The organism is Phenylobacterium sp. (assembly GCF_013822795.1).
GTDB lineage: Bacteria > Pseudomonadota > Alphaproteobacteria > Caulobacterales > Caulobacteraceae > Phenylobacterium.
Genome location: NZ_PNLB01000002.1, coordinates 87,684 through 107,734, shown reverse-complemented (window position 1 = coordinate 107,734; position 20,051 = coordinate 87,684). Strand labels below are relative to the sequence as shown.

16 protein-coding genes are annotated in these 20,051 nt (G+C 69.3%); 6 read left to right on the top strand and 10 right to left on the bottom strand.

Annotated elements, in window-relative coordinates; translation table 11 throughout:
- Positions 1–3 precede the first annotated feature (3 nt).
- The 3 genes from C0481_RS02135 (at position 4) to C0481_RS02125 (ending at position 2,382) form a co-directional block, all read left to right on the top strand.
- Entirely contained in the window at positions 4–660 is a 657-nt protein-coding gene (locus C0481_RS02135) for a Type 1 glutamine amidotransferase-like domain-containing protein (RefSeq protein ID WP_293400247.1), read from the top strand.
- A 113-nt stretch (positions 661–773) separates the two neighbouring features.
- Positions 774–1,436, top strand: a complete 663-nt coding sequence (locus C0481_RS02130; RefSeq protein WP_293400245.1) for a lysoplasmalogenase family protein — start codon at positions 774–776, stop codon at positions 1,434–1,436.
- 166 nt (positions 1,437–1,602) lie between these two features.
- Positions 1,603–2,382 carry a hypothetical protein gene (locus tag C0481_RS02125; protein ID WP_293400243.1) on the top strand — a complete coding sequence of 260 codons (780 nt, stop codon included), beginning with the start codon at positions 1,603–1,605 and terminating at the stop codon, positions 2,380–2,382.
- On the opposite strand, the gene C0481_RS02120 is transcribed toward C0481_RS02125, so the two are convergent.
- The 3 genes from C0481_RS02120 to C0481_RS02110 all read right to left on the bottom strand — a co-directional run bounded on the left by C0481_RS02120 (position 2,379) and on the right by C0481_RS02110 (position 4,463).
- Positions 2,379–3,131 (bottom strand): hypothetical protein, encoded by a 753-nt coding sequence (locus C0481_RS02120; protein WP_293400241.1) that lies wholly within the window; start codon positions 3,129–3,131, stop codon positions 2,379–2,381. The genes C0481_RS02125 and C0481_RS02120 overlap by 4 nt on opposite strands.
- A gap of 68 nt (positions 3,132–3,199) precedes the next feature.
- The gene (locus C0481_RS02115) at positions 3,200–3,583 is read right to left on the bottom strand and encodes a DUF1801 domain-containing protein (protein ID WP_293400239.1); all 384 of its coding nucleotides are present in this window, start codon (positions 3,581–3,583) and stop codon (positions 3,200–3,202) included.
- A 10-nt stretch (positions 3,584–3,593) separates the two neighbouring features.
- Positions 3,594–4,463: an alpha/beta hydrolase gene (locus tag C0481_RS02110; RefSeq protein WP_293400237.1), complete on the bottom strand. Its 870-nt coding sequence runs from the start codon at positions 4,461–4,463 to the stop codon at positions 3,594–3,596.
- A gap of 197 nt (positions 4,464–4,660) precedes the next feature.
- Between C0481_RS02110 and C0481_RS02105 the strand changes: the two genes are divergently transcribed.
- Together C0481_RS02105 and C0481_RS02100 are read left to right on the top strand one after the other, a co-directional pair.
- The gene (locus tag C0481_RS02105) at positions 4,661–6,481 is read left to right on the top strand and encodes an aspartyl protease family protein (RefSeq protein ID WP_293400235.1); all 1,821 of its coding nucleotides are present in this window, start codon (positions 4,661–4,663) and stop codon (positions 6,479–6,481) included.
- Between the two features lie 88 nt (positions 6,482–6,569).
- Positions 6,570–9,566, top strand: coding sequence for an HAD-IA family hydrolase (locus tag C0481_RS02100; RefSeq protein WP_293400233.1), 2,997 nt, complete (start codon positions 6,570–6,572; stop codon positions 9,564–9,566).
- A 6-nt stretch (positions 9,567–9,572) separates the two neighbouring features.
- Here the strand turns inward: C0481_RS02100 and C0481_RS02095 are convergent, their stop codons facing one another.
- Entirely contained in the window at positions 9,573–10,349 is a 777-nt protein-coding gene (locus C0481_RS02095) for a hypothetical protein (RefSeq protein WP_293400231.1), read from the bottom strand.
- A gap of 275 nt (positions 10,350–10,624) precedes the next feature.
- Between C0481_RS02095 and C0481_RS02090 the strand changes: the two genes are divergently transcribed.
- Positions 10,625–12,451, top strand: coding sequence for a DUF885 domain-containing protein (locus tag C0481_RS02090; protein ID WP_293400229.1), 1,827 nt, complete (start codon positions 10,625–10,627; stop codon positions 12,449–12,451).
- Positions 12,452–12,861: 410 nt separating this feature from the next.
- On the opposite strand, the gene C0481_RS02085 is transcribed toward C0481_RS02090, so the two are convergent.
- From C0481_RS02085 to C0481_RS02060, 6 genes are all read right to left on the bottom strand, one after another.
- On the bottom strand, positions 12,862–13,377 hold the full coding sequence (locus C0481_RS02085) for a hypothetical protein (protein WP_293400227.1): 516 nt from the start codon (positions 13,375–13,377) through the stop codon (positions 12,862–12,864).
- A 255-nt stretch (positions 13,378–13,632) separates the two neighbouring features.
- Positions 13,633–14,769: an acyl-CoA dehydrogenase family protein gene (locus tag C0481_RS02080; RefSeq protein WP_293400224.1), complete on the bottom strand. Its 1,137-nt coding sequence runs from the start codon at positions 14,767–14,769 to the stop codon at positions 13,633–13,635.
- Positions 14,770–14,813: 44 nt separating this feature from the next.
- Complete coding sequence (locus tag C0481_RS02075; protein WP_293400221.1) at positions 14,814–16,019, bottom strand: acyl-CoA dehydrogenase family protein; 1,206 nt, start codon at positions 16,017–16,019, stop codon at positions 14,814–14,816.
- Between the two features lie 97 nt (positions 16,020–16,116).
- Positions 16,117–17,325: an acyl-CoA dehydrogenase family protein gene (locus tag C0481_RS02070; RefSeq protein WP_293400218.1), complete on the bottom strand. Its 1,209-nt coding sequence runs from the start codon at positions 17,323–17,325 to the stop codon at positions 16,117–16,119.
- A gap of 75 nt (positions 17,326–17,400) precedes the next feature.
- A complete protein-coding gene (locus C0481_RS02065; protein WP_293400215.1) occupies positions 17,401–18,612 on the bottom strand; it encodes an acyl-CoA dehydrogenase family protein in 1,212 nt (403 codons plus the stop codon).
- A 76-nt stretch (positions 18,613–18,688) separates the two neighbouring features.
- On the bottom strand, positions 18,689–19,912 hold the full coding sequence (locus C0481_RS02060; RefSeq protein WP_293400212.1) for an acyl-CoA dehydrogenase family protein: 1,224 nt from the start codon (positions 19,910–19,912) through the stop codon (positions 18,689–18,691).
- Positions 19,913–20,051: the final 139 nt, after the last annotated feature.

The following is a 20,051-nucleotide window of genomic DNA, read 5'->3' as shown; positions in this document are numbered from 1 at the left end:
GCGATGCGCCTTTATCTCTCCTCCTACCGGTTCGGGAACGCGCGCGGGCGGCTGGTCGATCTGGCCGGACGCGGCGCCCGTGTAGCGGTGGTGTCCAACGCCCTCGACCTGATCCCCGACGAGTCGCGCCGGGCCTATGCGCGCAACGTCCACGATCCGCTGGCCGACCTCGCCGACGACGGCTTCGACCCGTTCGAGCTCGATCTGCGCGACCATTTCGGCGACCCGGCGGGGCTGGCCCGCGCGCTGGGCGGCGTCGGCCTGGTCTGGGCGGTCGGGGGCAACAGCTTCCTCCTGCGCCGGGCGATGGCCCAGAGCGGCCTCGACCGTATCCTCGCCGAGCGCCTGGCCCGCGACGACATCGCCTATGGGGGCTGGAGCGCCGGGGCCTGCGTGGCCGGCGCCTCGCTGCGCGGCATTGACCTGATGGACGAGCCGGACGCGATCGCCGAGGGCTACGACCCGGCCCCGATCTATGTGGGCCTAGGCTTGGTCGACTTCGTGATCGTTCCGCACTTCGCCTCCGAGCACCCGGAAGCCGACGCCGCGAAGGTCAGCGCCGCCTGGCTGGCTGACCAGGGCATCGCCCACCGCACCCTGCGCGACGGCGAGGCGATCGTGCGGGCGGGGGACGAGGTCGAGCTTGTCGGCGACGGCTAGCCCAGGCGGCCTGCGGCTTTACGAACTTTGCGCATGCGAGGACCGCGCCGGTGGTGACGACGCGCCCAAGGCGAAGCTAGACTTGCGGTCAACAAGACGGGGGAGACAAAACCATGGAGCGGAACAGTCCGCTGGCCTGGCTGGTGCTGGCCGCATCGGTGATCGCGGGCGTCAGCTATGTCGCCTCCTGGAACCTGGCCGGCTTCCCCGAATGGGCGGCGACCACCTGGAAGGGGGCCGGGGTGGCGCTGCTGGCGGTCTATGCCGGCCTGCGTGCGCGCAGCCTGGACGGCTGGCTGATCTGCGCGGTGATGGCGTTCGGGGCGCTCGGCGACGTGCTGCTCGAGACCCACGGCCTCAATGTCGGGGCGATCGCCTTCCTGGTCGGCCACCTGGTCGCCATCGGGCTCTATCTGCGTAATCGCCGCCGCGGGTTGACGCTCGCCGACAAGCTGCTGATCGCCGTTCTGGTGCCGGGCACGGCGATCGCCGCCTACTTTCTGCCGAGCGACCGCGCGCTCGGCGGCGGGGCGGCGCTTTACTCACTGGGCCTGGCGATCATGGCGGCCTGCGCCTGGGCCAGCCGCTTCCCGCGCGCCCTGGTCGGTCTCGGCGCGCTGATGTTCGTGGTCTCCGACCTGCTGATCTTCGGGCGGGCCGGACCGTTGGCCGGCGCGGCCTGGGTCGGGCTGGCGATCTGGGGCCTGTATTACTTCGGCCAGTTCCTGATCTGCGTGGGCGTGGTCGGCGGCCTGGCGCGCGGTCGACGGCTCTGACGGTCAAGCTGCGACCTTTCGGCGCCTCGCGGCCGCCCACAATCCGCCCCTTTCGCCCCCAATTCAGGGCGCTCGCCGCGGCTGCGCCGCTCGGACGAGGTAGTCGCCAGGGGAGGGCGCGAAGATCACCGACGACCTGCCCCCGATCGGTCGGGCCGAGCTCGCCTTGCGCAGCTGGCTGATGCGTCGCCGCCGGCCGGTGGTGCTGGCGCTCAGCGTCGTCCTGCATGGCCTGATCGTGCTGCCGATGATCCTGGCCCCGTCTGAACCGATCGAGCCAGAACCGCCGCCGATGGTCGTGCAGCTGGTCGAGATCCCTAAGCCGATCCCGGTGCTCTCGCCGCCGGCCCCCGATCCCGAACCCTCGCCGGCCCCGGCCGCTGCGCCGGTCGAGACCCCCAAGCCCACCCCCGCCAAGCCGCCGCCCAAGCGCCGGCCGACCCCGCGTCCGCCGCCGCCCGAGGTGGTGACTGTTCCGGCCAGCCGGGTGGAGGCCGCCAGCGTCGGCTCCGGGGTCGAGCTGACCGACGCCCAGATCGCCGGCGCGGCCCGCGCCGGTTCCGGCTCCGGATCGGGCGACGGAGCCGGCGGCGGCGAGTGCGACATGCTCCGCTGGCTGCAGGCCAAGCTGCGCAGCGACCGTCGGGTGCAGGCGGCGATGGCCAGCGCCCATCGCGGGCGTCCGGTGATGGTCTGGAACGGCGACTGGGTGGTGCATCCGGGCGAGGAGGGCGGTGGTCTGGCCGCCGTGCGCGAAATCATGACCTGGGAGATCGCCTATGCGCCCGAGGCCTGCCGCGCTGAACGGGTGCGCGGCCTGGTGCTGATCTCGCTGCGCGACGGCGGGGGCGGCGCCCACATCGCGCTCGGCGACGGCGACTGGACCTGGAGCGACCTGATCCACGCCCGCTCGGCCGTCACCCATGGCAAGACGTTGCGGCGCTAGAACTCGACGCCCTGGGCCATGAACGCGGTGAAGACGTCATTGTCCGGGCGCACCGAATAGCGCGCGGTCGGCCGTGGCACGTGGCCGTGCGTGGCCCGGCGGATACCGTCGAAAAACGTCCGGTCCGACTGCATGCCCGGTCCCTGCGACCACCGGGCCAGGGTGGGCAGGGCGAACAGCTTGTCGATCATCAGGCAGTTGGGATCGACGAAGCCGCCGCGTTCGGCGAAGCGGCCGCGGTCGGGCCCCACCGAGTCCCAGCGGTCGATCCCCAGCTCGCGGCCGCTGGCCTCGTCGACCAGCATGCGCAGCGAATAGGCCCAGGCCTTGCCCTCGACCGCTCCGCGCAGGCTCGACAGGTGGTCGGGCTCCCAGCTGTTGTCGTCGTCGAGATAGGCCACGTGCCGGCTGCCGGCCATGAAGGTCAGGATCGAGCGCAGCGCCCCGCCGTCCGTCGCCCGGTGCACGCCGCCGTGCCGGATCGAGGTCGAGTAGGGCAGGGTGAGCAGCAGCACGGAGATGTTGGCCGGCCGCCGCGCGAGCAGCTCCAGCAGCGCCGGCGGCGTGGGTTTGGGCGCATCCACCCCGATCAGCACCTGGATGCGGCCGTCCAGATCCTGGCGGAACACTGACTCCAGGCTGACCAGCAGCGCGGGGCGCAGCACGCTCGGCGTCACCACCGCCACGTCGTAGGACGCCTGGGGATCGCCGGCGTCTCCGAACCAACTCCCCAGCGAACCTGACTGCATGCGACGCCTCGAGCTCCGCCCGACACTCGCAGCGGTGCGCAGCCCTTACATCAAACCCGCCAGAGTGGTCACGTGCGGGCGGTCGGATCGCCGACGTCGTGGTTCAGCCGATGGGCCTCGCGGGCCAGGGCGGCGACGGTCTCCGGCGCGAGGGTCTCGCCCTGCCGCAGCACGATGCGGCCCATCTCGTACTTGCCGCCGGTCTCGAGCCGCGGCTCCAGGCCGGTCAGCCGCTTGCCGCGCCAGAAGCCGAGGATCACCCGGCTCTCCTCGGCCCGGATCAGCAGCGCCGGGCCGTTGGCGAAATAGACCAGGTGGCCCCACTTGACCCTCTCGTCGAAGACCGCCGCGCTGCGCACCGCCGCGCGCAGAGCGCTGACCAGCGGCCCCTGCCAGCCCTCCAGCGCGGCGACATAGGCGTCGGGGTCGGCGGCAGGCGGGGCTTTGCGCATCGGCGGGCTCTCACTCGGCGAGGAAAGCTTCGGTCTCGCGCATGAATTCGTCCAGCTTGTCGTGATGCACCCAGTGGCCGGCGCCCTCGAAATTGACCAACCGGGCGTTGGCGAAGTTCTCGATCCGCCCGTCCTCGACCGGGTCCGAGGCCCACGACTCCAGACCGCGCATCAACAGCACCGGGCAGGTGATGTTGCGCCACAGCTGATGCTGGTCGGCGTGCGACAGCCCGCCGACCCCGCCCCAGCGGGCGTGGTTGTCGAACTTCCAGGAAAAGGTGCCGTCCTCGTTCTGGTGCGCGCCATAGACGGTCAGGTGGCGGGCCTGCTGCGCCGACAGGTGCGGGTTCTCCTCGGCCATCCGCGCCGTCGCCTCGTCCAGGCTGGCGTAGCGGCGCGGCGCGCGGCCGGAGTTCTCGCGCCGCTCGGTGATCCAGCCGCGCAGCCGCGCATCGACGCTCTTCTTGGCCTGCTGCGCCATCACCTTGGGCGAGGGGCCCAGCCCCTCGATGGCGATGATCTTCTTCACCTGGTCGGGGAAGGCGCCGCAGTAGTTGAGAGAGATGCCCGCGCCCATCGAGTGCGAAATGATCGTCACCGGCGCCATCGCCTTCTGATGCACCAGCTGGGCGATGTCGTAGAGGTAGGCGCTCATGTCGTAGCCGCCGCCGATCGCCCAGGCGCTGTCGCCGTGCCCGCGCAGGTCAGGAGCGATGATGTGATAGCGGTCGCGCAGCCGCTCGGCGACCCAGTCCCAGTTGCGGCAATGGTCGCGCCCGCCGTGCACCAGCAGCAGCGGCGGCGCCCCCTCGTTGCCCCAGTCGACATAGTGCAGGCGCAGGCGCTGCGAGAAGTAGAAGTGCGACGTCGGCCCGTGCATGCGAACTCTCCGTGGTCGGAACGGACGCCTTAGCACCCCCTGCGCCGCCGGCTCTACCGTCCCGCGCGGCGCCTGATCGACGAAACCGGCCGCTCGTACGACGAAAGCGGACGAAAATGCCAACTCTTACAGCAGCTTAATTGGACGCGGGTGGTTTCGGCGGCGCAAATGTCCGTGCTGTTTCAGGAGCCCCAACCATGAAGTCCCTGCTCGCCGCCGCCGCCGTCATCGCCCTGCTCGCGCCGGCCGTTGCTCACGCCGATCCCGCCGCCGACGCGCTGGCTCGCTACGTCGCCTGGCGCGGCGGCGCGCCGTTCGCCAGTGCTCAAGGGCTGGCCGTGCGCGGGACCATGGACAACGGTCGCTACCAGGGGACGCTCGAGCGCCGCATCGAACCGGGGCGGCTCGCAGAGCACATCGCCGTCGGCTCGGCCGACATGCGCCGCGCCCTGATCGGCGAGGGCGGCTGGACCGTCACCTTCAGCGGCCAGGTCGAGGACGCCGGCGAGGTCGCCGCGCAAGAGGCCGCCCGCCGCCGGCTCGCCGCCTTCGACGACGCCTTCGACGGCGCCCACGGCGCGGTCACCCTCGCGCCGGACGAGACCTTCGACGGCAAGCGCGTGCAGGTGCTGCGCGTGGCCTTCACCACGGGCGGCGCCTACGAGCTGCTGCTCGACCGCGCCAGCGGCGCGCTGCTCGCCGACCGCAGCACCGAGGAGGGCGTGCCCACCACCACCCGCTACGCCGACTGGCGCATGGTCGAAGGCGTGCGCATGGCCTTCCGCCAAGTCCAGACCACCGAGGGCGAGCCGCTGACCCTGACCACCACCCTGACCTCGGTCGAAATCGACCCGGCCGCCGACGCGAGCGCCTTCGCCCGTCCGGACTCGCGGCGGATCTACAGCTTCCCGCAGGGCCGCGCAGCGACCGCGCCGCTGGGCTTCGAGCTCTTCCTCGGCAACCGCATCGTCATCCCGGCCCAGGTCAACGGCGTCGCCACCCCGGTCATGCTCGACAGCGGGGCCGAGGTCACCGTCCTCGACAAGGCCTATGCCGAAAAGCTCGGCATCAAGCCCGACGGCCTGGTCGCCGCGCTCGGCACCGGCGGGCGCGACGTCGCCGAGCTGGCCAGCGGCGTCACCCTGCAGCTCGGCGAAGTGGAGCTGAAGGGCGTCACCGTCGCGATCATGGACCTCTCGCCGATCGCTGCCGGCATCGGCCGCCCGCTGCCGGCTATCCTCGGCAAGGAGGTGCTCAACGTCCTGACCGTCCAGCTCGACTTCGCCGGCAAGACCATCACCTTCCACGACCCGGCCAGCTACCAGCCGCCGGCCGGCGCCGTCGCCGTTCCGGTCAGCAATGTCGGCGGCCTGCACGCGATTCCCGTCTCGATCGAAGGCGCGGCCCCGGTGCTCATGCACTTCGACCTCGGCAATGGCTCGCCGATGCTGGTCTATCCCAACTACTGGAAGCCGCAGGCGATGCTGACCGGTCGCCCGGTCTCCAAGATCCTGTCCGGCGGCGTCGGGGCCGGCGGCCCGCGCACGCGCTCCATCGCCACGGTCAGGACCATCAGCCTTGGCGGCATCGAGGTGCGCGACGTCCCGGCCGTGTTCGGCGACGAGGACAACAGCGTCTTCAACATCGGCCACACCTCAGGCAACGTCGGCATGCCGGTGCTCAGCCGTTTTGGCCTGACCACCGACTATGCCCGCAATCGGCTGCTGCTGACCCCGCGCGCCGACGCCCTGGCCGCCCCGTTCGTCAAGGATCGCGCCGGCGCCCTGGTCCGTCCGGCCGACGGCGGCCTCACCATCGCCCTGGTCGCGCCCGGCTCCCCCGCCGAGGCCGCGGGCCTGAAGCCCGGCCAACTGATCACCGCCGTCGACGGCCGCCCGGCCGTAGAACTCGGCGTCGCCGGCTACAGCGCCCTGCGCACCGCCAAGGCCGGGAGCGTGATGACCCTCACCCTACAGGACGGCGCCCAGGCCCCGCTGACCCTGAAGGACTACTACTGAGCCGCGGCGGCGGCGCGCAGGGTTCCACCTGAGTGTCTCACTGGCGCGGCCCTTCCTAATATCGGGCCGCGCTGCAGTGGTGGTGAGCATGGGCAAGACCTTGCGGGCCGCGATCTTCGATGTGGACGGCGTGCTGGTGGCCTCACCGCATGAGCGGGCCTGGCGCGAGGCGCTGGCCCCGTTCGCCGACCCCGCCGCCTTCACGACCGAGTTCTACCAGGCCAACGTCGCCGGTCGCCCGCGGCTCGACGGCGCGCGCCGGGCCCTGGAGCTGCTCGCCCCATCGGCCGCCGAGGCGCGGGTCCAGGCCTACGCCGCCGCCAAGCAGGCGCTGGTCGCCCGCTATATCGACAGCGGCGAGTTCGACGCCTTCGCCGATGCGGTGCGGTTCGCCGCGGCGCTCGAGGCGGCCGGCGTGCGGCTGGCCATAGCCTCGTCCTCGAAGAACGCCGCGGCCATGCTGCAGCAGCTGTGGCTGCCGGACGGACGCCCGGTGCTGTCGATGTTCAAGGCCGATGTCAGTGGCCGCGAGGGGCTGGCCGGCAAGCCGGACCCGGGGATCTTCCTGGCCGCCGCCCAGGCGCTGGACGTCCCGCCGGCCGAATGCGTGGTGGTCGAGGACGCCCCCGCCGGGGTGCTGGCGGCGCTGGCCGGCGGCATGGCCGCGCTCGGCGTGGCGCGGCTCGGCGACGAAGCCCTGCTGCACGCGGCCGGCGCCCAGCTGGTGGTCTCCAGTCTCGACCAGGTCGACGTCGCGGCGCTGGCGGCCGGCGCGCTGCGGCCCTGCGCGGCGGCGCCGTCCCGGCCGATGGAGCAGGCGCTGGACCCGACCACGCACCGCGGCTGGGTGCTCAGTCATCGTGGCTACCAGGTGCTGACCGAGAGCGGCGTGGAGTCCCGGTTCGCGATCTCCAACGGCTTCCTCGGCATGCGGGCGGCGCGTTCGGTCAGCCGCGGCCCGATCTGGGTCAGCTGGCTCGGCTATCTGCGCTGGGCCTCCTGGCCGCGCTGCTACGTCGCCGGGCTGTTCGACACGCCCAATGTCGAGCCGCCGGTGCCGGCCCTGGTCCCGGTCGCCGACTGGTCGCGGGTGCGGCTGCTGCTGAACGGCGAGGTGCTGCTGGGCCGCGAGGGCGAGGTGCTGCGCAGCGTCCGCCAGCTGGACATGCGCCGCGCCGCGCTGCTGTCGGGCTGGACCCATCGCAACCCGGCCGGGGTGACCGGCAGCGGCCGCGAGCTGCGCCTGCTGTCCCAGGCCGATCGCGCGCTCGGCCTGCAGCTGCTGCAGTTCGCCGTCGACCAGGACGGCGTCGACATGCAGCTCGAGGCCAGCTTCGACCTCTCGGGCCTGGGCATGGAGCCCGATCGGCTGGAACCGCACCTCGGCTCCTGGCGGACGGAAGGCGCGAACAAGGGCGTGGCGATGGCCGGCGCCGCTGAGCTGCGGCTCGGCGAGGATCTGCTCGCCGCGGACCAGCCGTTCCCGCTGCGCTGGATCTGGCGCTGGCGCTCGGTCGCCGGCCAGCCCGTCGAGTTCGCCCGCCTGGTCTCGGTGGCCCGTGGCGATGCGCCGGGCGAGGATCCGGCCCCGGCCGCGGAGGCCGCGCTCGCCCGCGCCCGCTCAGCCGGCTGGCGCGGCGTGCTCGCCGACCACGAGCGCGCCTGGGAGCACCGCTGGGGCTGCGCCGACGTGGCGATCGAGGGCGACAACGACGTCCAACGCGTGGTGCGCTTCGCCGCCTATCACCTGCTCAGCGCCGCCAACCCGGACGACGAGGCGGTCTCGGTCGGGGCGCGGGCCCTGACCGGCGACGGCTATTTCGGTCACGTCTTCTGGGACACCGAGATCTACCTGCTGCCGTTCTACACCGCCGTCTGGCCGCAGGCGGCGCGGGCGATGTTGATGTACCGCTTTCGCACCCTGCCGGCGGCGCGGGACAAGGCCGCGGCGCTCGGCTATCGCGGCGCGCTCTATGCCTGGGAGTCGGCCGACACCGGCGTCGAGACCACGCCCGAGCGCGTGGTCGCCGCCGACGGCGGCTTTGTCGACATCCTCTGCGGCAAGCTGGAGCAGCACATCAGCGCCGATGTCGCCTACGCCGTCTGGCAGTACTGGCGCGCCACCGGCGACGACGACTTCCTACAGGCGGCCGGGGCCGAGATCCTGCTGGAGACGGCCCGCTTCTGGGCCTCGCGCGCCACGCCCGAGGCCGACGGCCGGCGCCACATCCGAGGCGTCATCGGTCCGGACGAGTATCACGAGGATATCGACGACAACGCCTTCACCAACGTCATGGCGCGCTGGAACATCGCCCGCGGGCTGGAGGTCGCAGACCTGCTGCGCTCACGCTGGCCCGCGCACGCCGAGCGCCTGCTGGGCCAGCTCGCCCTCACCGACGCCGAGCTCGCCGACTGGCGCGATGCGGTCCAGCGCCTCGTCACCGGCCTGGACCCGGCCAGCGGCCTCTACGAGCAGTTCGCCGGCTATCACGGGCTGGAGGACATCGACCTGTCCGCCTATGCCGGCCGCGCCGCGCCGATGGACGTCGTGCTCGGCCGCGAGCGCATCCAACGCTCGCAGGTGGTCAAGCAGGCCGACGTCGTCGCCCTGGCGGCCCTGCTGCCCGAGGAATTCCCCGGCGACGCCGCGCGGCTCAACTTCCGCCACTACGAGCCGCGCTGCGGTCACGGCAGCTCGCTCAGCCCGGCGATGCACGCCCTGGTCGCCGCCCGGGTCGGCGACCCGGAGCTGGCCCTGAAGTACCTGCACCGCATCGCCCAGTTCGACCCCGATCCCGGCGCCGCCGGCGGCGTGCGCATCGCCGGGCTCGGCGGCATCTGGCAGGCGGTGGTCATGGGCTTCGGCGGCCTCGACCTGACCGGCGACATGCCGGCGCTCGACCCGCAGCTGCCGCCCAAATGGCGCAGCCTGTCGTTCCAGCTGTTCTGGCGCGGCCGCACCCTGGCCGTCCGTATCGCCGGCGATCAGGTCCAGGCGACGCTGCTGGCGGGCGAGCCGATGCAGGTGCGGATCGCCGGCCAGGTCCGCGCCCTGGCGCCGCGGCCGGACATGGCCCGTCAGTGAGGCCGGCTAGCCGTCCTCGTCCAGCAGCCCGTTCAGCCAATGCCCCCGCGCCACCCGCCCGCCGTGGTCGCCGAACAGCGGGCCGCAGAACGCCTCGCCCTCGCCCTCCAGCTTCACCGACGCGGTCCGCCCGCCCGGTCGATAGTGCTTGGGCGTCAGCCGCCCCAGCCGTCCCTGAAGCTGCGCCACCTGGGCCATGGCCGACCCCAACTGCGTCCAGTGGCACGAGGCGGCCACATGCTCGATCTTCAGCTCCAGCCACATGCGCTGTTCCTCGCGCGCGGCCAGGTACATGGCCTCGAACACCGGGAACCGCTTGAGCCAGGTGTAGACCGCCTTCAGCGAGGGCATGTCCGGGCGCGCGCAGATGGCGCTCAGCGCCTGCCCGGCCGCCAGCCGCACGCACACCGCCAGCGCCGCCTCCATCGTAAAGGTGCTCTTGCGTCCGGACCCGGCCGGCCGCCCCCGACGCAGGCCGCGCGCCACCTCCCGCTCGCGCAGCACCGCCGTCGCCTGCGCCCACGAGGCGTCCTCCAGCTGGCGCTTGCGGGCCAGCTGACCCCGGCAGGCGTCGTACATCGCCGCGAAGTCCGGATGCATCTTCCGCCAGTGAAAGATGGTCGCGTAGGACGGCATGGCCGGATCGGCCGCGATCTGCGCGATCGTCAGCCCGTCGCAGATCCGCTGGCAGATCTCCCAGCCGATATTGGGATGGTACTGGCTCGCCTTGGCGCCGCCCTTGTGGTCGATGACGGGCAGGGGCGGGGAGGGCGGACGGGCCATGGCGCGGATCATCGCGCGGCGGGGCGTCGGAAGCGGACGTGGAGCCCGCACGGAAGCTGCTAGGCTCTCAGCGGTCCGTGACGACGTCCGCTCTTCGGACAGCGATGGAACCTAAATCCGGTGCGTCTGCGTCGGGCTCGTCGCTGACAGACCGAAGGCCTGCTTGGCGGCGATCACGGCCAATCGGACTAAGCGCTGGTGGCGACCGTGGTCTGTTGCGCAGGCTTTTCGCCAGCCCCTAAAGTGAAGCTTCAAGTCGGGGAGGGTGCGTTCAAATGGATCGCCGCAAATTTCTGTTGGCCGGCGCTGGGGCTGTGGCGCTTGGCGTCGGCGGGCCGGGCTATGCCGCCGAGGCGCAGAGCGCCGAGCTGCAGGCGCTCTGCGACAGCACTTATGACGCCTTCCTCAGGCGCTCGCCGATCCTGTGCTCTTCGTTCGGCGTCGACAACGGGCCGTATGCGGCGCTGAAGTCGCAGCTCGACGGCGACACGCCGGCCGACCGCGAGGCCTATCGCGGCCTCCTGGAAACGGCGCTGAAGGGGCTGGGGCGGCTGGATCGCGGCCGGCTCTCGGCCACCGATCGGATCAATTACGACACCCTGGCCTGGCAATGGTCGACGCTGCTAAGCGGCGTGCGAGACTTCAGTTACGGGGTGAAATCGCCGTCCCAGCCGCAGTCGCCGTGGGTGCTCAGCCATCTCAGCGGCATGGCGCAGGCCTTGCCCGATTTCTTCGACAGCAACCACCGGATCGCGACCTCGGCGGACGCCGAAGCCTACCTCGCGCGGCTGGAGCGTTTCGGCCCCGTGCTTGGTGACGAGGTCGCTCATTTTCATGACGACGTGCGCGCCGGCGCCCGGCCGCCCGCCTTCATCCTCAAGCGCGGCATCGCCACGCTGAAGGCGTGGCGCGGACAGTCGGACGACGCGACGCTGATCGTCGCCTCGCTGGTGCGGCGAACCAACGAGAAGGGCATCGACGGAACCTGGGGAGCCCAGGCCAAGTCCATTCTCGCGACGAAGATCCGCCCCGCGCTAGAGGCGCAGATCGCGGCGCTCGAAGCCGAGCTCCCGAAGGCGACGGACGACGCCGGCGTCTGGCGGCTTCCCGAGGGCGACGCCTATTACGCCCATCAGGTGCGCAACGGCACGTCGACGAACCTGACGCCGGCAGAGATCCACAAGATGGGCCTGGAGATGGTCGCCGACCTCCGCGGGCGCGCCGACGCGCTGCTGCGCGCGCAGGGTCTTTCGCAGGGCTCGGTCGGCGACCGCCTGGCGTCGCTCTTCACCGACCCGCGGTTCATCGCGCCTAACACCGACGCCGGACGGGAGTCCGTCATGGCGTCCGCGCGCAGCCTCATGGCCGGTATCCAGAAGCGACTGCCGGAGGCGTTTTCGACCCTGCCCAAGGCGCAGGTGATCGTCCGTCGTCCGCCGCCGATCAACGAAGGCGCGAGCGCGCCCTACTATCTGGCGGGCACGGTGGATGGCTCGCGGCCTGGCGCCTACTATCTGCAACTTGCGGACACCGCCTCGACGCCGTCGTGGACCTTGCCGACGACCACGTTCCATGAGGCGTATCCGGGGCACCATCTGCAGAACTCGCTGCTGATCGAGAACCGCGCCATCCCGCTCGTGCGCAAGCTCAACCTTTGCAGGCCCAACTCGGACTTCAACGCCTATGACGAGGGATGGGCGCTCTACGCCGAGCAACTGGCCGACGAACTGGGAATGTACGCCGACGATCCCCTCGGCCGCATCGGATACCTCAATGACCAGATGTTCCGCGCCGCGCGCCTGGTGGTCGATACGGGGCTACATCACCTGCGGTGGTCGCGGGCTCAGGCGGTCGACTACATGACCGGCGTGACCGGAAAGCGCAGCGAAGCGGAGACTGAGATCGACCGCTATTGCGTGTGGCCAGGTCAAGCGCTGGGCTACATGATCGGCAAGGTCCAATGGCTGGATCTTCGCGCGGCGATGAAGGCGCGGCAGGGCTCGGCCTTCGATATTCGGCAGTTCCACGCCGTGGGCTTAGACGCCGGCTCAACTTCGCTCGATGTGCTGCGCCGTGTCTACCGCGAGCAGGGCCTGATCTGACCTCGAAACGGCAGTCGGGAGTACGCACCCGGCCTTGCCCAAATGCCTGCATGTGGCGCTTGGCGCTCCTCGGGGACCGCCAAATTCGAGCGCGCAGGTTTGCGGTCAATCAGAGTGCCTTGCGGATCTCGAGTTCTAGGGTGCGGCCAATGGCGTCGACGTAAGCCGACTGATAGCGGAGGGGCGTAACGCCGTCGGCGTTCCTCACCCGTTGCTGGGCGTCGAGCAGGTTGGTTGCAGTGAGGGTGATGCGTGCGCCTCTTGTCCACTGGGCCGAGAGGCAATATCCGCTTCTGGCGCAAAGCTGCCCCCAAACAAAAACCCCGCGGGCTCGCGCCGGCGGGGTTTTGTTTGCTCTCCATGACCCCACACCTCGACGAAACCTTGGGTGCGTCGCACGCGCCCAAGCGTTAGGCGCCTAACTCGTCCATGAACCGGAGATAGCCGTCCACAAAGTCGCGCCAGTGCGCGATTTGATCTGGAGCGATGGTCAAGGTGTGGCGGATGCCATTCGAGGTCACCACGAGCATGCACGATGGCGTGCCGCGCTCCAGCGCGCCGGCGACGCAGTCAATTCGGCCTTGATACGGCTGAGGCAGCAGCAGGCGGTCACCGCGCACATCCGGGTTTGTGGAAACGTACAGTTGAAGGCCCTCGTGCTCGCGGCGGCGCTCGTACGGGCGACCGAAGTCGAGATCGGGCCGCGACGCATCCGCGATATGAATCAAGACGTCGCCGCGTTGGTCGTCAGCCCGCGCTTCGACCGGAAGCTTCGTGAGCTTTTCAAAGTTCCGGACGGGAATAGCGGTGAACATGGGGCCGGCTTTTGAGACGTTCCACCCCGTCGAAGCTGGCAGGTCGCGAATCTGATGGCCGGCAAGGCTATGGGGCTCGCGGCGCGAGGCGCTCTCAGGGGGCATGTTCATCGTGTCCCCATCCGATGGGGCGCGGGAGCACGCCGCCAGAAGCATCAACGTGATCAGAAGCGCGGACCTGGTCATGTCCGGGAGTGTGGTGAAATCTACCTAAGGGAGTGTTGATGTATGTTGCGCGCGCCCTTCGAGGTCGGCGCTAACGGCCATCCCCCCCGAAACAAAAACCCCGCCGGCTTGCGCTGGCGGGGTTTCGTTTGCTCTCCATGACCCCGCGCCCCGGCGAGCCGGGGCGCGAAGCTCAAGGTCTTAGTAGCCCTGGATCTTGGCGTAGCGGTCGCGGTGATACGACTGGCTGCCATAGGCCGCCTCGGCTGCACGGGCGCGCTTCATGTAGAAGCCCGCGTCGTGGGCGTCGGTCATGCCGATGCCGCCGTGCATCTGGACCATCTCGTTGGACACCAGGTGGAAGACGTCGCCCATCTTGGCCTTGGCCAGCGAGACCAGCTCCGGCACGTCCGGGCTGCCGGCGTCGATCGCCGCCAGGGCGGCTTCGACGGCCGAGCGGGCCAGTTCCAGGTCGGTGAACATCTTGGCCGCGCGGTGTTGCAGGGCCTGGAACGAACCGATGACCTGGCCGAACTGAACGCGGACCTTCAGGTAGTCGAGGGTGGTTTCGAAGGCCTGGACCGCGGCGCCGAGCATTTCAGCGCTGACGCCAGCGCGGGCGCGGTCGAGGGTCGCTTCCAGCACGTCCCAGCCCTTGCCTTCGGCGCCGAGCAGCGCGCCGGCCGCCACTTCGACGTTGTCGAACGTGATGTTCGAGACGCCGCGGCTGTCAGCTTGCTTCAGGTTCTGCTTGGTCACGCCCTTGGCGTCGGCGGGGACCAGGAACAGGCTGATGCCGTCCTTGTCGCCCGGCTTGCCGCTGGTGCGGGCCGAGACGACCAGCAGGCCGGCGGCCGGACCTTCGAGCACGAAGGTCTTCTTGCCGTTCAGGGCGTAGCCGGCGCCCGACTTCTTGGCTTCCAGCGCGACCTTTTCCGGGGCGTGGTGAGCGCCTTCGTCAACGGCGAGCGTGGCGACCAGCGAGCCGTCGGCGATCTTCGGCAGGTACTCGCCCTTCTGGGCGTCGTCGCCGCCGAGGATCAGGGCGCTGGCGGCGGCCAGGCCGGAGGCCAGCAGCGGCGAGGCGGTGAGCGTGCGGCCCATCTCCTCAAGGATCAGGCCCATCGACAGGTAGCCGAAGTTCGAACCACCGAAGTCTTCCGGGATGATGACCCCGGCCCAGCCCATTTCGGCCTGCTCGTTCCAGGCGGCGGCGTCGTAGCCGAGCTCGACGCCCGAGTCGCGCATCTTGCGGAAGGCGGTGACCGGGCTCTTTTCCTGGACCCAGCTCTTCGCCGCGTCGCGGAGCATGCTCTGTTCTTCGTTCAGAACGGCCATGTCTTAAATCCTATTCTCGAAAATATCTGTGGTTGTTCTGAGGGTTAGTTGTTTTGCGTCAGGTCCGGCAGGCCGAGGATGCGCTTGGAGATGATGTTGTTCTGCACCTCCTGCGAACCGCCATAGATCGTGGTGGCCTTGCCGCCGAGCCACGAGCGCACGGCGCCCAGTTCTTCGCCGGTGAAGGCGTCGCCTTCCCAGCCCAGGCCCTGGTGACCCATGATCTCGAGGGTCAGTTCGGCCTTGTCCTGCATCCAGCGGGTGCCGGCGTTCTTCATGATCGAGGTCGCCGCCGACGGGCCGGAATTGCCCTTGGCTTCCATCATCGCGCGCACGGCGGTCTGCTGGAAGGCGCGGCCGTCGATCTCGTTCAGGATGATGCGGGTGCGCAGGTCGCTGTCGGCCAGGCGGCCTTGTTCGTCGACGCCCACATAGTCCTTGGCCAGCTTCGGCAGGCCGCGGCCGCCGGCATAGCCGCCGCCGCCGGCGCCCGACAGGCCCGAACGCTCGTGCTGCAGCAGGCGCTTGGCGATGGTCCAGCCGCCGTTCAGCGGGCCGACCAGGTTCTTCTTGTCCGCCACGGCGTCGGTGAAGAAGGTTTCGCAGAAGGGCGAGTTGCCGGCGATCAGCGGGATCGGGCGAACTTCGACGCCCGGCTGGTGCATGGTGAACAGCACGAAGGAGATGCCTTCATGCTTCTTCGAGGTATCCGTACGCACCAGGCAGAAGCACCAGTCAGCGTATTGGGCGCCGCTGGTCCAGATCTTTTGGCCGTTAATAATGAATTGATCGCCCTTATCTTCAGCTTTGCACTGAAGAGAAGCAAGGTCAGAGCCGGCGCCCGGCTCGGAGAAACCTTGGCACCACTGCAGATCGCCACGGCAGATCGGCGGAATGTGCTCTTTCTTCTGGGCGTCGGTGCCGTACTCAAGCAGAGTCGGGCCGAACATCATCACGCCCATGCCACCGATCGGGTTGTAGGCCCCGGCGCGCTGGAATTCCTGCATGATCACGCGGCCTTCGGCCGCCGACAGTCCGCCGCCGCCGTATTCGGCCGGCCAGGTCGGGGTGCCCCAGCCCTTCGAACCCACCGCCTTGCGCCAGGCTTCCTGGTCGGGGCTCGGGTTGCTGCGCTCTTCGCGCATCATCGGGTTCGGCTTGCCCTTCAGGCCCGCCGGAAAGTTGGCCTCGACCCAGCCGCGCACTTCCGTCCGGAAGGCGTCGAGATCGCCGCCGCCAAAATCTGCCATTGAAATAGTCTCCTAGAAAAATCAGGTCGTTTGAAAACTCGCGGCCGTCCGCACCATGCGAAATGACATGGCGCAAACGGCCTGGTTCGGGATCACCCTAGTGGTTCTGCGTCAGGTCGGGGAGTCCCAGGATACGCTTGGAAATGATGTTGCTCTGCACTTCGTTCGAGCCGCCGTAGATCGAGCCGGCCTTGCCCGACAGCCAGGTGCGGACCGCGGTGCGCTCCTCCTCGCTGAACGCGTCGCCTTCCCAGCCCAGGCCCTGGTGGCCCATGACCTCGAGGGTCAGTTCGGCGCGGTCCTGGGTCGCCTTCATGAAGGCGTTCTTCATGATCGAGGTGGCGGCCGAGGGGCCGGCGTTGCCCTTCGATTCCAGCGCTGCGCGGACCACGGTCTGGGCGACGGCGCGCTGGTCGATCTCGTTGAGGATGATGCGTGTGCGCAGATCCGGATCGTCCAGGCGGCCCTGTTCGTCCTCGCCGACGTACTTCTTGGCCAGCACGCCCAGCGAGACGTTCGACCCGCCGCCGGCGCGGCCGCCGTTCATGCCGCTGCGCTCGTGCTGCAGCAGGCGCTTGGCCACCGTCCAGCCGCCGTGCAGCGGCCCGACCAGGTTCTCCTTCGGCACCTTCACGTCGGTGAAGAAGGTCTCGCAGAAGGGCGAGTTGCCGGCGATCAGGCGGATCGGGCGGACTTCGACGCCCGGCTGGTGCATGTCGAAGACAACAAACGAGATGCCTTCATGCTTGCGGGTCTGGTCAGTGCGCACCAGGCAGAAGATCATGTCGGCGTACTGGCCGCCGCTGGTCCAGATCTTCGAGCCGTTAACGAGCCAATGATCGCCCTTGTCTTCCGCTTTAGTCTGCAGGGCGGCAAGGTCTGAACCGGCGCCCGGTTCGCTGAAACCTTGGCACCAGCGGATCTTTGCTGTGGCGATGTCCGGGATATACTTCTGCTTCTGCTCTTCGGTGCCGTACTCCAGCAGGGTCGGGCCGAACATGCCCACGCCCATGCCGCCGATCGGGTTCACCGCGCCGATCTTGCCCATCTCCTGGGCCAGAACGCGGGCCTCGGCCGCGCTCAGTCCGCCGCCGCCATAGGCCTTGGGCCAGGTCGGAACGCCCCAGCCCTTGGCGCCCATGCGCTCTTTCCACACGGCGAGGTCGCCGGTGGGCTTCTCCGGGCTCATCAGCGCGGCGGTTTGACCGGCCACGTCCTTGCCCAGGGACTTCGGAAAATTCGCCTCGAGCCACTCCTTGGCTTCGGCGCGGAAGGCTTCCAAATCGGGGCTGCCAAAGTCAGCCATGAAAATTCTCCCTAATAATCATTATCTTAGCGACGATTATGGTTCGCGCTCCCGTTTCCGGGCAGGTCTATGAAATCACTTGGGATCGGGAAGGCCCAGCACTCGTTTCGAAACGACGTTCAGATTGATCTCCGACGTGCCGCCTTCGATTGAGTTGCCTTTCGAGCGCAGCCAGGTGCGAACGGCCGCCAATTCGGGGTCTTCGTAGCCTTCGCCGCCCCAGCCGGCGCCGGCCGTGCCCAGGGCTTCGACGATCAGTTCGTTGCGGTCCATGGCCACCTTGGCGCCCATGTACTTCATGATCGAGGTGGCGGCCGACGGACCGTTGCCGGCCTTGGCTTCGTCGGCGGCGCGGCGGACCGTCTGCTGGAAGCTCTGCACCTCCATCAGGTGCTCGGTGATGCGGCGGCGCAGGTCGCTGTCGGCCAGCCGGCCGGTCTCGTCCAGGCCGACATACTTGGTCGCCGCGCTCTTGACGGTCAGGGCGTTGACGGGCGCACCGATCGAGCCGCCGCCGAGGCCGGCCGAAATGTTGTCGCGCTCGAACTGCAGCAGGCGCTTGGCCACAGTCCAGCCGCCGTTCAGCGGGCCGAACAGCTGGTTCTTGGGGACGACGACGTCGGTGAAGAAGGTCTCGCAGAACGGCGAAGTGCCGTTGATCAGCAGGATCGGGCGGACCTCGACGCCGGGCGTGGTCATGTCGATCAGCAGGAACGAGATGCCCTCATGCTTTTTCGACGTGTCCGTCCGCACCAGGCAGAAGCACCAGTCGGCGAGATTTGCGCCGCTTGTCCAAATTTTCGAGCCGTTGACCAGATAGGTCTCGCCCTTGTCCTCGGCGCGGGTCTGCAGCGAGGCGAGGTCGGAGCCGGAACCCGGCTCGGAGTAGCCCTGGCACCAGCGGACGTCGCCGTTGATGATGCCCGGCAGGTGCTGGCGCTTCAGCTCCTCGGTGCCGTACTCGATCAGGGTCGGGCCGAACATCATCACGCCCATGCCGCCGATCGGGTTGCGGGCGCCGATCTTGGCCATTTCTTCGTGCAGCACGCGGGCCTGCTGACGGCTGAGGCCGCCGCCGCCGTACTGCGCCGGCCAGGTCGGGACGCCCCAGCCCTTGGCGCCCATGGCCTTGCGCCAGGCCAGCGCGTCCGGCGTCTCTTCGCCGCCGCTCGCCTTGGCGACCTGGGCGGCCGGGTCGGCGGCCAGGGCCTTGGGGAAGTTCGCCTCGAGCCAAGCCGCCGCCTCGCCGCGGAAGGCCTGCAGGTCGTCGCCGCCAAAGTCAGCCATAGGAAATCTCGCCTCTCGAAATCAGGTCGATCAAATCAAGGACGGCGTCCGAAGAACAGGGCGCCGCCGTTCACACTTACTTGGGGTCGGGCAGTCCGAGAACCCGCTTGGAGACCACATTGAGGTTCACCTCGGATGTGCCGCCCTCGATGGAGTTGCCCTTCGAGCGCAGCCAGCCGTGGGTGGCGGTCAGTTCCAGCGGGGTGTAGGCCTCGCCTTCCCAGCCGAGTCCTTGCGCGCCCATGGCCTCGACCATCAGCTCCGAACGCTCTTGGGCGAAGGTCGCCGCGGCGTACTTGATGATCGAGGTGGCGGCGCTAGGGCCGTTGGAGGCCTTCGACTCCGCCGCCACGCGGGCGATGGTCTTGTAGAAGCAGTCGAAGTCCATCTTGTTCTTGGTGATGCGTGTGCGCAGGTCGCTGTCGGCCAGGGCGCCGGAGGCGTCGGTCCCGACATAGGACTTGGCGATCTGGCCCAGGTCGCCGGCCGCGCCGCCCGCGCCGCCGCCGCCGCCAAAGCCGCCGGAGATGTTCTGGCGTTCGTACTGCAGCAGCCGCTTGGCGATCTCCCAGCCGCCGTTGACCTTGCCGACCAGGGCCGGCTTGGGGATCTTCACGTCGGTGAAGAAGGTCTCGCAAAACGGGCTCTCGCCCGAGATCAGCTGGATCGGCCGGGTCTCGACGCCCGGAGTGGTCATGTCGATCAGCACGAACGAGATGCCCTCGTGCTTCTTCGACGTATCGGTCCGCACCAGGCAGAAGCACCAGTCGGCCTTGTTGGCGTACGACGTCCACACCTTTTGGCCGTTGATCAGCCAGTGGTCGCCCTTGTCTTCGCAGCGGGTCTGCAGGCCGGCAAGGTCCGAGCCGGCGCCCGGTTCGGAATAGCCCTGGCACCAGCGGATTTCGCCGCGGACGATCTTGGGCAGGTATTCCTGCTTCTGCTCCTCGGTGCCGTATTCGAGCAGCACCGGGCCCAGCATCCAGACGCCGAACGAGGCCAGCGGCTGGCGGTAGCGGCCGGCGCTGAGCTCTTGGTCGAGGATGCGGGCCTCCTGCGGCGAGAGGCCGCCGCCGCCGTAGGCCTTGGGCCATGTCGGCGCGGTCCAGCCCTGTTGCGCCATGCGCTGCATCCAGACGATCTGCGGGTCGCTGGAGCCGGCGAAGGCGCGGCCGCCCCAGACCGCCTCGTAGTCGGTCTTGGCGTTCGGATCGCGCAGTTCGGGAGGATAGTTGGCTTCGAGCCAGGCTTTCACCTCGCCGCGGAACGCGTCGAGATCGCCGCCGCCAAAGTCGGCCATGTATTTCCTCCCGTGATCGGAAACGCTTTACGCGCGGGCACATTAGCGCCGGGCGTTGCAAGAGCAAGCGGAACGAAACGCTTGTTTGACTGAACGGGTCGCCCCTGCCCAGGCGGCAAATCACGATATATACGGGCGC